14 protein-coding genes are annotated in these 14,052 nt (G+C 74.8%); 3 read left to right on the forward strand and 11 right to left on the reverse strand.

Annotation, left to right across the window (positions count from 1 at the left end; translation table 11 throughout):
- Positions 1–2: 2 nt before the first annotated feature.
- The 3 genes from OOK34_RS30475 to OOK34_RS30485 form a co-directional block, all read right to left on the reverse strand.
- Entirely contained in the window at positions 3–1,310 is a 1,308-nt protein-coding gene (locus OOK34_RS30475) for an alpha/beta fold hydrolase (protein WP_267037388.1), read from the reverse strand.
- A gap of 168 nt (positions 1,311–1,478) precedes the next feature.
- Positions 1,479–2,564, reverse strand: coding sequence for an S-(hydroxymethyl)mycothiol dehydrogenase (locus tag OOK34_RS30480; RefSeq protein ID WP_267037389.1), 1,086 nt, complete (start codon positions 2,562–2,564; stop codon positions 1,479–1,481).
- Between the two features lie 85 nt (positions 2,565–2,649).
- The gene (locus tag OOK34_RS30485) at positions 2,650–3,576 is read right to left on the reverse strand and encodes a LysR family transcriptional regulator (protein WP_267037390.1); all 927 of its coding nucleotides are present in this window, start codon (positions 3,574–3,576) and stop codon (positions 2,650–2,652) included.
- A 71-nt stretch (positions 3,577–3,647) separates the two neighbouring features.
- Here OOK34_RS30485 and OOK34_RS30490 point away from each other — a divergent pair, with 71 nt between their 5' ends.
- The gene (locus tag OOK34_RS30490; RefSeq protein WP_267037391.1) at positions 3,648–4,577 is read left to right on the forward strand and encodes a dihydrodipicolinate synthase family protein; all 930 of its coding nucleotides are present in this window, start codon (positions 3,648–3,650) and stop codon (positions 4,575–4,577) included.
- A gap of 394 nt (positions 4,578–4,971) precedes the next feature.
- Positions 4,972–5,742, forward strand: coding sequence for a LysM peptidoglycan-binding domain-containing protein (locus OOK34_RS30495; protein ID WP_267037392.1), 771 nt, complete (start codon positions 4,972–4,974; stop codon positions 5,740–5,742).
- On the opposite strand, the gene OOK34_RS30500 is transcribed toward OOK34_RS30495, so the two are convergent.
- The 8 genes from OOK34_RS30500 to OOK34_RS30535 all read right to left on the reverse strand — a co-directional run bounded on the left by OOK34_RS30500 (position 5,726) and on the right by OOK34_RS30535 (position 13,268).
- A complete protein-coding gene (locus tag OOK34_RS30500) occupies positions 5,726–6,139 on the reverse strand; it encodes a 5-carboxymethyl-2-hydroxymuconate Delta-isomerase (protein WP_267037393.1) in 414 nt (137 codons plus the stop codon). The genes OOK34_RS30495 and OOK34_RS30500 overlap by 17 nt on opposite strands.
- A 66-nt stretch (positions 6,140–6,205) precedes the next feature.
- Entirely contained in the window at positions 6,206–7,117 is a 912-nt protein-coding gene (locus OOK34_RS30505; protein ID WP_267037394.1) for a squalene/phytoene synthase family protein, read from the reverse strand.
- Positions 7,118–7,172: 55 nt separating this feature from the next.
- Positions 7,173–8,849 carry a serine/threonine-protein kinase gene (locus tag OOK34_RS30510; RefSeq protein WP_267037395.1) on the reverse strand — a complete coding sequence of 559 codons (1,677 nt, stop codon included), beginning with the start codon at positions 8,847–8,849 and terminating at the stop codon, positions 7,173–7,175.
- A 27-nt stretch (positions 8,850–8,876) separates the two neighbouring features.
- Positions 8,877–10,487: a peptide-N4-asparagine amidase gene (locus OOK34_RS30515; protein WP_267037396.1), complete on the reverse strand. Its 1,611-nt coding sequence runs from the start codon at positions 10,485–10,487 to the stop codon at positions 8,877–8,879.
- A gap of 75 nt (positions 10,488–10,562) precedes the next feature.
- Positions 10,563–11,048, reverse strand: a complete 486-nt coding sequence (gene rraA, locus OOK34_RS30520) for a ribonuclease E activity regulator RraA (RefSeq protein ID WP_267037397.1) — start codon at positions 11,046–11,048, stop codon at positions 10,563–10,565.
- An 82-nt stretch (positions 11,049–11,130) separates the two neighbouring features.
- Entirely contained in the window at positions 11,131–11,397 is a 267-nt protein-coding gene (locus OOK34_RS30525; protein ID WP_267037398.1) for a GlsB/YeaQ/YmgE family stress response membrane protein, read from the reverse strand.
- An 84-nt stretch (positions 11,398–11,481) separates the two neighbouring features.
- The gene (locus OOK34_RS30530; RefSeq protein WP_267037399.1) at positions 11,482–12,351 is read right to left on the reverse strand and encodes a hypothetical protein; all 870 of its coding nucleotides are present in this window, start codon (positions 12,349–12,351) and stop codon (positions 11,482–11,484) included.
- Complete coding sequence (locus tag OOK34_RS30535) at positions 12,348–13,268, reverse strand: phosphatase PAP2 family protein (RefSeq protein WP_267037400.1); 921 nt, start codon at positions 13,266–13,268, stop codon at positions 12,348–12,350. The genes OOK34_RS30530 and OOK34_RS30535 overlap by 4 nt, the downstream gene beginning before the upstream one ends.
- Positions 13,269–13,418: 150 nt before the next feature.
- Between OOK34_RS30535 and OOK34_RS30540 the strand changes: the two genes are divergently transcribed.
- On the forward strand, positions 13,419–14,039 hold the full coding sequence (locus OOK34_RS30540; protein ID WP_267037401.1) for a TetR/AcrR family transcriptional regulator: 621 nt from the start codon (positions 13,419–13,421) through the stop codon (positions 14,037–14,039).
- Positions 14,040–14,052 lie beyond the last annotated feature (13 nt).

Consider the following 14,052-nt stretch of genomic DNA (forward strand, 5'->3'; position numbering starts at 1 on the left):
GTTCAGTGGTCGTTGACCAGGGTCAGGAGCCGGTCGAGGACGCGGGGGCCGCCGGCGCGGACGCCGTCGTGCTCGAACTCGTCCGTCACCCAGGTCCGCAGGCCCCGGATGGTGCGGGCCGTGTCCAGGGAGTGCGCGGTGTCCACGTACATGTCGTCGTGGTAGACGGCGGCGGCCACCGGTACCTCGTTGGCGGCGAGCCGCGCCGGGTCGTAGAGCGGCTGCCAGCCGGTCCGGGCGGCCAGTAGCTCGGCGGTCTCGCGCAGCGGGGCGAGGGCCGGGTCGGCGGTGAAGTGCCAGGGGTGGATGGTCTCGCCGGTGAAGAGGAGGGGCTCGTCGCCCGTCAGGGTCTTGGCGGCGTCGAAGCGCGGGTGGGCGGCGCGGACCCGTTCGGCGGCCCAGGCGGTGGGGGCCGCCGGGTCCTGGGCGTAGATCGCCTCGTGGAGCAGGGCGTAGAGGGGGTGTCCCGCGAAGGAGAGCCGGGCGTGGACGTTCTCCAGGAAGGCGTCGCCGAGAGCGGGTCCGGCGGCGGTGGGGACGAAGGCGTCCTCCAGGAGGTAGTGCAGCTCGTGGCTGCCGTCGCCGGAGCCGAGGAGCAGGCCGAGGGACTGGAAGGCCTCGGCGGTGAGCCGGTAGCCGCCCGGGAGTTCGGCGGGCCGCTCGGCGAGGTGGGCGGCGATGCGGCGGGCGCGCTCGACGTCCATCGGGTAGCGGGCGTAGTGGGCGAGGTTCTTGCGCTCGATACGGACGTACGCGGCCTCGTACACCTCCACCGCGGTGGCGTCGAGGGAGGGCAGCCCGCCGGTGATCAGGGCGGCGGTCAGGCCCTGGGGCGCGGTGGAGAGGTAGTGGGTGGCGCAGAACCCGCCGAAGCTCTGGCCGAGCACGGTCCAGGGGGCGCCGCCGGTCAGGGCGGGGCGGATGGCCTCGGCGTCGCGCACGATGGAGTCGGCGCGGAAGTGGGTGAGGTACGCGGCCTGTTCGGCGGGGGTTCCGCGCAGCGGCAGGGTCTGCCGGTTGGCGGGGGTGGAGCGGCCGGTCCCGCGCTGGTCGAGGAGCAGCACCCGGTACTCGGTGAGGGCCCGTTCCAGCCAGGCCTGCCGTCCGGTGAACCGCCGCGCCCCGAAGCCGGGGCCGCCCTCCAGGTACAGCAGCCAGGGCAGCCGCTCCGGGTCCTTGCCGCTCGCCACGGCCTCGCGCGCGTACAGCTCGATGCGCTCCCCGTCGGGGCGGTCGTGGTCGAGCGGCACGGTGAAGTGGTGGTCGGTCAGGACCACACCGGGCTGGCGGTAGCTGCGCTGGAGGGTCACGGACGGCCCCTGGGGTCTGGGTACGGATCCCCTCCCCCGCGCCTTCGCCGGATCGCGGCGGGGGACGGGGCCGGGGCTGACGTCCCGGCCGAGTCTAGTGCTGTGACCGTCCCTCCCGCCCCGGGCGGCCCGGGCTCCGCGGTGGCCCGGGCCGGTCGGGGCACAGGCTCAGAACTCGACGACCGAGCGGAGCACCTCGCCGCGTTCCATCCGGGCGAAGGCGTCCTCGACCCCGTCGAGCGGGATGGTCTCGGAGACGAAGGCGTCCAGGTCGAGCCGGCCCTGGAGGTAGAGGTCGATCAGGAGCGGGAAGTCGCGCTCGGGCAGGCAGTCCCCGTACCAGGAGGACTTCAGCGCGCCGCCGCGCCCGAAGACGTCCAGGAGCGGGAGTTCGAGCTTCATCTCCGGTGTCGGTACGCCGACCAGGACCACGGTGCCGGCCAGGTCGCGGGCGTAGAAGGCCTGCCGGTAGGTCTCGGGGCGGCCGACGGCCTCGATGACCACGTCCGCGCCGTTCCCGCCGGTCAGCTCCTGGACGGCCTTGACCACGTCCTGCGTTCGCCCGTTGACGGTGTGGGTGGCGCCGAGTCCGCGCGCCCACTCCAGCTTCCGGTCGTCCAGGTCCACCGCGATGATCCGCGAGGCTCCCGCCAGCCGGGCTCCCGCGACGGCCGCGTTGCCGACTCCCCCGCAGCCGATGACGGCCACCGAGTCGCCGCGCCCGACGTTCCCGGTGTTCAGGGCCGCGCCGAGGCCCGCCATCACCCCGCAGCCCAGCAGTCCGGCGGCGGCGGGCGAGGCGGCCGGGTCCACCTTGGTGCACTGTCCGGCGGCGACCAGGGTCTTCTCGGCGAAGGCCCCGATGCCCAGGGCCGGGGAGAGCGGGGTCCCGTCCTCCAGGGTCATGGGCTGGGTGGCGTTGTGCGTGGCGAAGCAGTACCAGGGGCGCCCGCGCCGGCAGGCCCGGCAGGTTCCGCACACCGCACGCCAGTTGAGGACCACGAAGTCGCCGGGGGCGACGGAGGTGACGTCGGGGCCGACGGACTCGACGATCCCGGCGGCCTCGTGGCCGAGGAGGAAGGGGAACTCGTCGTTGATGCCGCCCTCGCGGTAGTGCAGGTCGGTATGACAGACCCCGCAGGCCTGGACCTTGACGAGGGCTTCGCCGGGTCCCGGGTCGGGCACGAGGATCGTGGTCGTCTCCACCGGTGCGCCCTTGCTCCGCGCGATGACCCCTCGTACGCGATGTGTCACGTCGTACCCCGCTCTGTTCGGATCGGTCTGGATCATCGAACGTACACGGGCGCCGCCCGGTAAGGGAGTTGTGCGGGTACTTGTGTCACCCCCCGGCACCGGTTCCGGCCAGATCCGGCGGTACGGCCGCGCGCAGCGCCGCGGCGAAGGCCGCCACGGCGGGGTGGGCGGCGGCCCCGCTGCGGAAGGCCACCTTGGTGCGGCGTTCCATGTGCAGGCGGGTGAGGGCGATGCCGGGGTCCGGGGTCCGCGTCACCCCCAGCTGGGGTACGACGGCCACCCCCTGCCCGGCCGCGACCAGCGCGAGGACGGTGTCGAACTCGTCGACCTGGTGCCGGATCCGGGGGGTGAACCCGGCCGCCTGGCAGGCCCGTACGGTCATGGCGTGGCAGAGGGTGCCGGGGGTGGCGGTGATCCAGGGGGTGTCCTGGTGGGTACGCAGGACCGCGCCCTGGTCGGGGCCGGTCTCCCGCGGCGCGTCCGCGGGGGCGGCCAGGTACATCGCCTCCCCGTACAGCGGGCGGGTGGCCAGCCCGGGCTCCGGCGGGGCGGGGACGAAGTCGTACTCGTGGATCAGGGCCACGTCCAGGTCCCCGGCCCGCAGCGCGTGCGCGACCGCCGCCGGGTCGGTCTCGCAGACCATCGGCTCCAGGGCCGGGTGGCGCCGGGCCAGCCGGACCAGGGCCGCCGGGACGATGGCCCGGGTGGCGGTGGGGAAGGAGCCGACGCGCAGCACGCCGGCGAGGCCGCTGCGGGCCTCCGCGAGGTCGGCGTCGGCCTGTTCGAGGCGTTCCAGGACGGCCTCGGCGTGCCCGACGAGGTTCTGCGCGGCGGGGGTCAGGCGGACCCGGCGGCCGGTGCGTTCCAGCAGGGGCAGGCCGGCTTCGCGTTCGAGGACGGCGAGCTGCTGGGAGACGGCGGAGGGGCTGAAGGCGAGGGCCTCGGCCACGGCGGCGATGGTGCCGCGGCGGGCGAGTTCACGCAGGAGCCGCAGGCGGCGTACGTCGAGCATCGGCTCAGCTTACGGATGGGGTAAGAAACGCGAACTGGATTCGGCGCTCGGTCCGGGCGAAGATCATGTGCATGCGACAGGAAACGACACAAACCGCTCAATCGACTGAAACACCGCTTATCGACCTCGGCGGGATCCACGTCCCGCTCGTCACCCCCTTCACACGCGGCGGGGACGTCGCCGCCGAGGCGCTGGAGGCCCTCGCCCACGAGGTGCTCGACGCGGGCGCCGCCGGGATCGCGGCCCTCGGCACCACGGCCGAGGCGGCCACCCTCGAGGAGGAGGAGCGCGACCTGGTCACCGAGGTCTGCGCCCGGGTCTGCGGGGAGCGGGGCGCGCTGCTCACGGTGGGGGCGGGGGCGAGCGGGACGCGGGCGAGCGAGGCGGCCCTGGCCCGGCTGGCGCGGTGGCCGCAGGCCCGGGCGGCGCTGGTGACTGTACCGTCGTTCGTACGGCCCTCGGCCGCGGGCGTGCTGGCGCATTTCACGAGGCTGGCGGAGGTGAGCCCGCTGCCGCTGATTATCTATCACATCCCGTACCGGACTGGGCAGCCGCTGGACGCGGCCGCGCTGCGGGCGCTGGGCTCGCTCGCCGGGGTGGCCGGGGTCAAGTACGCGGCCGGCGGGATCGACGGGGAGACGGTGGCGCTGCTGGGTGAGCTGCCGGACGGTTTCTCCGTGCTGGCCGGGGACGACGCGTACGTGTCGCCGATGCTGGCGCTCGGCGCGACGGGCGCCGTCCTGGCCTCGGCCCATCTGGCGACGGAGCGGTTCGTGGAGCTCGCGGAGGCCTGGCGGGCCGGCGAGGTCGAGAACGCCCGGGCGCTGGGGCACGCGCTGGCGAGGCTCTCGGCGGCGGCCTTCGCGGAGCCGAACCCGGCGGTGACCAAGGGCGTGCTGCACGCGCAGGGCCGGATCCCCACCCCTGACGTACGCCTGCCCATGCTGCCCGCGTCCCGGCCGGCGGTGGAGGCCGCCCTGGCGGAGCTGGCCGCGCTCTGAGGCGCGGGGGCCACACCGACAGGAATGCCCGTTATGCGCGATTCGGCACTCTCGTACCGGTCGCCCGAATCGGCAGCATCGGGGCGCGAATTGGCCGTATTGCGCGAGGGGGCCCTAAACCCGCCGCTCCCGTGATGTGAGTCACGCGGCCCCGGTCAACATCAATTCACCCGGAACGGCTGATTCCCTTTTCCCGGAAAGGAAATCGGCCTTTTCCGGATCTACCCCTCATGGTCATTTACCGGGCGACGGGCGGGAAGTCGATCTCCGGTGGTAATTCGTGTCTTGTTCCCGCCCGGCGCACTCGCCTACGGTCACCCTCATTCCCGGCGGCCGAATGCCGAATCCGGCCGCCGCCGGGGCTCTCCCGTACCCGCACGTGAGGAACAGCGCCATGCCCGGACTGGGTAAGCACCGTCGGCCGAAGCAGCACCGGATCGCCCGCAAGCTGGCCGTCGCCGGCACGGGTGGAGCGGCCCTCGCCCTCCCGCTGATCAGCGCGACCACGGCCGGCGCGCAGCCGGCCCCGGCGTCCGTCGCCAAGGCCGCCGTGGAGCAGACCGCGGTGGAGAAGGCTGGCGTGGAGAAGGCGGCCGTGGAAAAGGCGGCCCTCCCGGTCACCTATTCCGTGGTCGGCGGCGACACCCTTTCGAAGATCGCGGCCGAGCATTCCGTGAGCGGCGGCTGGCAGGCGCTCTACGCGGCCAACCGCACCGCCATCGGCGCCGACCCCTCGGTGATCCGCCCCGGGCTCAGGCTGAGCATCGGCGCGGCGGCGAAGGCGGCCGCGGCGAAGGCGAAGGCCGTTGCCGCGAAGCCCGCCGCCAAACCGGCGACCACGTACGCGAACAACCTCGACGGCTGGATCCGACAGTCGCTGGACGTCATGGCGAAGCACGGAATCCCCGGCAGCTACAACGGAATTCACCGCAACGTGATGCGGGAGTCCTCGGGCAACCCCCTCGCCATCAACAACTGGGACATCAACGCCCAGAACGGCATCCCCTCCAAGGGGCTGCTCCAGGTCATCGACCCGACCTTCCGCGCCTACCACGTGCCCGGCACGTCCACGGACTCCTACGACCCGGTCGCGAACATCACTGCGGCCTGCAACTACGCCGCCGCCCGCTACGGCTCGATCGACAACGTCAACGGCCCGTACTGACCGGACCGACCGGACCGGCCGGACCGACCGTGGAGGCCTGCGCGCCGACGTACTTGGTGTAGGCCTCGGTCAGCTCGGTCACGTCCACGGACCAGTGCACCACCGCGTCCGGCCCGGCGTCCGTGTACTCACGGACCAGGTCGAGCACGGCACGGCTCAACCGGGCCCTGACCTCCTCGGTCCGGCCCGGCAGCAGGGCCAGGTCCACGTGCACGACGGCGTGTTCCGGCGCGCCGTCGGCGACGAAGGTCTCCTCGACCCGGCGGAAGCGGGTCTTGCAGGTCTCGACGGAGACATCGACCGCCTCCGCGGTCAGCGCGTGCAGCGCGAGCGCGAAGCCGCGCCGGTCGAAGCGGTCGGACAGGGAAGCGGAGAAGTCGACGGTGATCTGCGGCATCGGGCACGCTCCGGGCTCGGGGTCTGATCCTTTTGCCCGCCAGTCTCCTCCACCCCTTCCGGACCGTCAGAGCCGGCCCCGGCGGCGCCGCAGCGCGCGGACGAGGGTGCCCACGGGGGCGGCCAGGCCGTAGCCGACGTCCTTGCGCAGGGCGCCGGTACCGGCCTTCTCCACCGCGGCCAGCTGGTGTCCCATCAGCTCCGTCATGGCGGCGACCACCGGGCGCAGTCCGGGTTCGGTGAGGTCGAGGATGCCGTCGACGGCGGCGAGGGCGGTGCGGGCGCGCCGGCATTCGGCGGCGAGGAGGCCGCGGACGGCCGGGGTGTCGCGGGCCTGCTCGAGGTCGGCGCGGGTGACGGAGTGCTCGGCGAGCCGGGAGCGCGGCAGGCAGAGCCGCCCGTCGGCGAGGTCCCCGGAGAGGTCGGCGAGGAAGTCGACCCGCTGGGCGGCGTCCACGAAGGCGCGCCAGCCGGCGGCCTGCCGGGCGTCGGGGCCGCCCTGGTACTGGAGGCCGGTGAAGGCCAGCACCCCGGGCCAGGCGTAGGCGTCGAGGTAGGCCTGGAAGTCCTCCTCGGCGGCGAACCCGTCGAAGCCGGCCTCGGCGGTGGCGGCGCCTTCGAGGAAGCGGCCGACCCAGTGGGCCGGCAGGCCCCGGGTTCGGACGGCGTGGGCGTACGCGCGCAGCAGCGGGTCGGGGCTGTCGCCGGTCTCCAGGGCCGTCTCCACCCGTCCGGCCAGCTCGGCGAGGCCGGCGGCCCGTTGGCCCGGGGTGCCGGTCTCGGCCACGTCGTCGACCAGGTTCATGAAGGCCAGGCCCGCCGCGAGCCAGGGCACCAGCGGCGGGGCGGCCAGCAGGCGCAGGGTGACGTAGGGGGCCGCTTCCCGGCGCAGGACCCGGCGGGCCGCGTGGGTGTAGTCGTCCCGCAGCCGGGGGGCGGATATCCCGGCCTGGGTGAGGGTGCTGCGCCAGCTGGGCATGGTGGGCCGTGCTCCTCGAACCGTGTCTGCCGTACGTGCGTACGGATACACGATGTCAGGAGCGGTAGACCTTCTTCACGTTGCCCTGGGTGTCGGCGTACACGTAGCCGCCCCGCCCGTACTCGTCGCTGAGGTAGGGCCGCATGGAGGCGCTCTGGTCGAAGAGCCAGGGCTCGACGATGACGTAACGGGAGGTCGGCTTGGCCACGCCCAGTTCCTGCTGGGCCCGGTCGAGGAGGCCGGGCAGGGCGTCCCAGTTCACGCTCGCCATGTCGATCAGCGGCTCGTCCTCCTCGACCGTCCCGCCGGGGCCGGTGCGGGAGGCCCGGCCGTCGCGGTATTCGTAGCGGTCGTAGGTCGTGGCCCCGGGGGCGGTGGGGACGGAGGCCAGCACGTACCCCTCGTAGACGGTCATCTCCACGAAGGTGGTGGTGCCGGTCTGCTGCTTGAACGCGGCGAGCACGGTACGGATCTGGTCGGGCGTGAGGAGACTGCCCCTGGCCGCGACGAGGGCGGGACCGGTCCTCGGCGTGGCCGTACCGGGCTTCGGCGTGGCCGACTGCCCCGTACCGGGCGTCCGGCCGGCGGTGGCGGTCCTGCCGGGGGTGGTGGAGCCGCCCTTCGCGTCGGCGCCGGAGGACCGGCCGTCGGGCAGTGCCTTGACGATCCCGATCGTGCCGCCGACGAGGGCCACCGTGAGGAGGCCGCCGATCAGCGCGGCGCGGGGGCCCCGCGAGGGCGCCGGGGGGACGGGCGCGGTGACCGCGTACGCGGAGCCGCCCCCGGGGGTGAAGGGCCGGGCGTCCGACGCCGTGGGCGGCGGCCCGTACTGCCCTGCGCCCGCGACCGCGCCCGGCACCGCGACCGGCGACGCGCCGCCGGCGAGAGCGGTGCTCGCACCCCGGAGCAGCGCTTCCAGCGCCGCGCCGTCGGGCCGCGCCGCGGGATCCCGTACGAGCAGCCGTTCCAGTACGGGCCCCAGCGGGCCGGAGCGCACCGGCGCCGGGATCGGCTCGTCGAGGACGGCGACCACGGTCGCCAGGCTGGTGGCCCGGCGCAGCGGGTGCGTCCCCTCGGCGGCCACGTACAGCATCATGCCGAGCGACCACAGGTCGGAGGCCGCCAGCCCCTCCTCGCCCCGGACCCGCTCGGGCGCGATGTACTCGGGCGAGCCGATCAGCACCCCGGTGGAGGTGAGGGCGGTCGACCCGTGCAGGGCGGCGATGCCGAAGTCGGTCAGTACGGCCGCCCCGTCGGGCCGCAGCAGGACGTTGGCCGGTTTCACGTCCCGGTGGAGCACCCCTTCGGCGTGTGCGGCCCGCAGCGCCGACAGGACGTCGAGCCCGAGCCGCACCACGTCCGCCAGCGCCATCGGTCCGGCGGCCAGCCGGTCGTGCAGGGAGCCGCCCTTGAGCAGCTCCATGACGATCCACGGGTGGCCGTCCGTCCCGGGCGCGGGCTCGACGATGTGGTGGATCGTCACCACGTTCGGGTGGGCGAGGCGGGCCAGGGCCCGTGCCTCGCGCACGGCCCGTTCGCGCAGCTGGACGGCGAGGTCCGGCTGGGCGGCGGCGGTGGCGGGGTCCGGCGGGCGCACCTCCTTGAGGGCGACCTCGCGGTGCAGTGCGATGTCGCGGGCGCGCCACACCGTCCCCATGCCTCCGGCGCCCAGCGGGCCGATCAGTTCGAAGCGGCCGTCGACCAGCCGTCTGCCGGCCTCACTCGTGTCCATGGGCGCACATCGTAGGGGGCACCACCGTCAGCAGCGGAGGCGGTCCTCCGTCACGGTGCCCTGCGCGGTGGACACCGTACGGTCGTAGCAGCCGCCGCCGGTCTGCGCCCCGTACAGCCGGAAGCGTTCGGTGGTGGCGGCGACCGCGTGCCGCTGGTCGCGCGGGACGTTCGCCGTGTACGAGGCGTCGCCCGTGTACCGGTGGTCCAGGTGGGAGCGGCCGCTCTCGCGGCCGCCGCGCAGGGTGACGGTGTCGGCCAGGTCGCCGAGGGACAGGACGGTGCGCAGCCGGTCCCCGGCGCCGAGGGTGGTCGCGCCGTCCATCGTGTACGCGCGGGCCGTGCGGGTGGTGGTGGCGCCCCGGGTGACGCTCTCCTCGTCGCTCCAGGCGGCGGTGAGGGCGTCCCGGTCCTCCCCGTCGGTCCAGCGGTGCGCGGAGGTGTGGGACACGGCCCGGGTGACGGTGGTGGTGACCCGGCCGTGGGAGGTGTCGAGGTGCCCGGCGACGGTGAGCCGGTGGCCGCCGTCGGTGTCCAGGCGGTGTTCGCCGCCGGGGGCGGCGGGGGTCCACCGGGAGGAGCCGGTGGGGGCGCCCTCCTCGTGGCGGGTCAGGGCTCCGGTGACGACCTGGCGGCCGTGGTCCTGCCAGAGCAGCAGGTTCGCCGGGGTGCTCCAGCCGGCCTGACCGGCCGGCACTCCGGCGACGCCGACCTCGACGCGGTGCGGGCGGCCGTCGTTGAGCAGGGCGGCGTAGGGGGTGAGGTCGTAGACGACCGGCTGGACGTCGAAGGCGCGCGGGCCGGGGGTGACGTACCAGAGGAAGGGGTTGGACCAGCCGCCGGTCCACACCGTCGGGAAGGGCGCGGCGAGGCCGGCGAGCTGTCCGTCGACGGAGATCCGGACCTCGCGGTAGGGGCCGTCGGCGGCCTTGCAGGAGTAGGGGGCCGCCTCGGGGACGGTCATGTACCAGTACTCCTCGCAGCCGCCGCCGGAGCCGGTGGCGTACACCTCGGCGAGGATCCGCTCGGTGTTGCGGGGGGTGGTGACGGCGGGGGTGGTCAGGGGCAGGACCTTGTCGGGGGTGTCGGGGGCCGGGGTGTGCCGGTCGGCGGCGTAGAGGGTCAGGGTCACCTTGACGTCGATGACTCCGGTGTAGGTGTCGTTGACGACGTTGCCGATCAGCATCTCGACGGGCTGCGGGCGGCTGAGGACGTCGCGGTAGTGGGTGACGTCCTTCTCGACGGACCAGGCGATGCCGTCGGGCGAGGGCTGCGGGGTGGAGGTGCGCAGGATCTCGACGCCGCCGAGGGTGAGGTTGCCGAGGCGGTCGTACTGGCGTCCCTTGACCGTGCCGTCGAGGCGCAGCACGGCCTTGGCCCAGTCGGAGCGGCCGCATCCGGTGGGCGGGGTGTAGTTCCCGCGGTAGGGGGTGAAGTCGCGGAACCGGGCCTCGGCCAGGGTCACCCGGCAGGACCGGGTCGCGGGGTGCTCGACGGGCGGGGCGGCGGTGAGGGGGTCGTGCCAGTCGGTGCCGAACTCGGCGGGCGGGGTGGGCCCGGCGGCGGCCGCGGGTCCGGCCAGGGCTCCGGCGGCGAGGGTGAGCGCGCCGAGCAGGCCCATGATCCTGTGTCGTCTCATGGGCCCGCAGTGAAACCCGTCCCGCCCGGCCGCCGCCAGGGCCCGTGGTGCGGGGGTGGCGGAAAACCGACGGTGTCAGTGCCCGGCGGGCAGCACCACGACCCCGTCGTCGTCCACGTACACGGTGTCCCCCGGTCGGAAGGTGACCCCGCCGATGGTGACGGGCTCGTCGACGGCGCCCTCGCCGGTCTTGCCGCTCTTGCGGGGGCAGGTGCCCAGCGCCTGGACGCCGAGGTCGAGGCCGCCGAGGGCGACGCTGTCGCGGACCGCGCCGTTGACGACCACCCCGGCCCAGCCGGAGCGTACGGCCGCGCCGGCGATGAGGTCGCCGAGCAGGGCGGTGCGCAGCGACCCGCCGCCGTCCACGACGAGGACGGCGCCTTCGCCGGGGGTGTGGAGGAGTTCGCGCAGCAGGGCGTTGTCCTCGTGGCAGCGCACGGTGCGCACGGGCCCGGCGTACATCCGCCGGCCGCCGATCCGGCGGAACTGGGTGGCGCAGATGCCGAGTCCGTCGCCGTGTTCGTCGTACAGGTCGGCGGTGGGGACGGGGGTGACGCTCATGGGGTTCGGGGCTCCTCGCATCTCGTACGTCGCGCCGTGCGGGCTCAGCCTAGGGGCTCGACGGGACGGGAGCCGGCGGTGCTCAGTCGCGGGAGTTGCCGAAGAGGAGGCGGTAGCCGATGAGCAGGACGAGGGAGCCCGCGATGGCGGAGCCCCAGGTGGCGAGGTCGAAGAACTGGGCCTGGATCGGGCGGTCCAGGAAGGTGGCGGAGAGCCAGCCGCCGATGAAGGCGCCGGCGACGCCTATGAGGGTGGTGCCGATGAAGCCGCCGGGGTCCCGGCCGGGGAGCAGGACCTTGGCGATGCCTCCGGCCAGCAGGCCCAGGATGATCCAGCCGATGATGCCCATGCCGTTCACTCCGCTCGTCGGGTACGTCTCTCACCTGGGAGGACGTCGACGGCGGCGAAACGGTTCTCGCGGGGCCCGCGGCCGTCACGCCGTCAGCTGGCCGGCCGGTACGGGGCCCCGGTCGGCGGCCGGGGCGGTGGGCGCGGTACGGGTCAGCAGCAGCACCCCGCGCGTGGCCGCGAGCGCTCCGGCCGCGGCGAGCAGGATCCCCAGCGCCCCGCCCTGGAGGCGTTCGCCGAGCAGGACCATGCCGATGGCGGCCGCGGCGAGCGGGTTGGCCAGGTTGACCACGGCGAGCGGGGCGCCGAGGCCGCCCCGGTAGGCCCGCTGCGAGAGCAGCATCCCGCCGACGGCGAAGACCACCACGAGCAGGGCCACGGTGACCACCCGGCCGCTGAGCAGGGCGCCGCCCCGGCCGCCCGCCACGGCCACGGTCTGGGTCAGGGCGGAGGCGACGGCGGAGGCCAGCCCGGAGGCGGTGGCGTGGCGCAGCCCCGAGCGCGGGTCCTTGCGCGCGGTGAGCAGGAGGATCACGGCGACGGTGGCCGCGGAGACGGTGAGGGCCTCGCCCAGGGTGAGGGTGTCGTCGGGGGCCGGGCCGGAGGCGGGGAGCAGCAGCAGGCCGAGCCCGGCGACGGTGGCCAGGGTGCCCCGCCACTCGGTGGCGGCGACCCGCCGGCCGGCCCCGCGCGCCCCCAGCGGGACGGCGGCCACCAGGGTGAGCGCGCCGAGGGGCTGGACCAGGGTGAGCGGGCCGTAGCGCAGCGCGGCGGCGTGCAGCAGCGCTGCGGCGGCGTTCAGCCCGGCCGCCCACCACCAGGCGCTGTTGCCGAGCAGGGCCGCGGCGGTGCGGGCGACGGCCCGGCGGGCGAGGCGCTCCTGGGCGACGGCGGCGGCGGCGTAGGTGACGGCGGAGGCGAGGCAGAGCGCGACGGCGAGCGCGGTGGCGTTCACCGGCCGGCCCCCGCGGAGGGGGAGCCCGGCAGGGCCGCGCCGGAGGCGGAGCCGGGTACGGGCGGGTCCGCGGCGGGGGCGGGACCCCGTACGGCCGCCGGGTCGGCGTCGGACTCCGCCGCCTGGCGGGGGCGCGGCAGGCCGCCCGCCGTCGGCGCGGCGGGGGCCGGGCCGGCGGGGCGCGGGCGCGGGATCAGCAGGAGGGCCGCGCCCAGCAGCAGGGTGGCCACGATCGCGTCGACCCAGTAGTGGTTGGCGGTGCCCACGACCACCAGCAGCGTGACGAGGGGGTGCAGCAGCCACAGGGCGCGCCACCGGGACCGGGTCGCGGCGATCATCCCGAGGGCCAGCATCAGCGCCCAGCCGAAGTGCAGCGAGGGCATGGCGGCGAACTGGTTGGCCATGGTGTCGGCGGCCGGGGCGGCCCGGTAGACGGTGGGCCCGTAGACCTGCCCGGTGTCCACCAGCCGCGCGGCGTCGAGCATCCGCGGCGGTGCGAGGGGGAAGGTGAGGTGCAGGACGAGCGCGGCGCCGGTGAGGACGGCGAGCACCCTGCGGGTCCACAGGTAGTGCCGGGGGCGGCGCAGGTACAGCCAGACGAGGAACAGGGCGGTCGCCGGGAAGTGCACGGCCGCGTAGTAGGTGTTCGCGGTGTGGACGACGGCGTCCGAGTGGAGCAGCAGCCGCTGGACGGCGCCCTCGCCGGGCAGGTGCAGGGCGCGCTCGGCGTCCCACACCCGGGCGGCGTTGCGGAAGGCCTCTTCGGTGCGGTCCGTCGAGAGCATCCGGCCGGCCTTGTAGACGGCGAAGAGGCCCACGACGAGCAGCAGCTCGCGTATGAGCCGGCGGCGCGCGCCGCTCTTCCCGGCGGGTGGCCGGTCGGGCGTGCCAGGTGCGGTGTGCGCGGTGGAGGTCATCCCCCGGTCTCACTTCTTTCGGTTTCCTGTTCGACACGCCAGTGTATCGATACACGAGCGTATCGATACGCTGGTGTCCCGATAAGCTCCGATGGCCTTACACTCGGAGCACGGACCAGCCCCTGGAATCCGCGAGGAGAACCGCACCCCATGACGTCGACGCCGCAGGTCACCGCGCGGCGCTCCAAGATCACCCCGGAGCGCGAGCAGGAGTTCTACGACGTCGTCCTGGACCAGCTGCGCGAGCACGGGTACGAGGCCCTCACCATGGAGGGCGTGGCCGCCCGGGCCTGCTGCGGGAAGTCCACGCTCTACCGGCAGTGGAAGACCAAGCCCCAGCTCGTCGCCGCCGCCCTGCGCGCGAGCCGCGCCAGCCGCGGTGAGCGGACCCTGGCGGGCGTGGACACCGGGACCCTGGCGGGCGACCTGCGCGAGGCGGCCCGGATCGCGGCCGGCACCTCCGGTCGCGACACCCGGCTCACCCAGGCACTGGGCGTCGCCGTGCTCAGCGACGAGGCGCTCCAGAGTGCGCTGCGCGAGGCACTGGTGGAGCCCGAGCTGGCGGCCTTCGACGCGATCGTGGAGCGGGCCGTGGCGCGGGGCGAGATCGCCGCGCACCACCCGGCCGTGGAGTTCCTGCCGGCGCAGCTGATGGGCGTCCTGCGGATCCGGCTGGTGCTGGAGGGGCGGTACGCGGACGCCGACTACCTGGTCAGGTTCGTCGACGCGGCGCTGCTGCCCGCGCTGGGCATCGCCCCGCAGGACCCCTGACCCCCTGAACCGG

The organism is Streptomyces sp. NBC_00091 (assembly GCF_026343185.1).
Classification (GTDB): domain Bacteria; phylum Actinomycetota; class Actinomycetes; order Streptomycetales; family Streptomycetaceae; genus Streptomyces.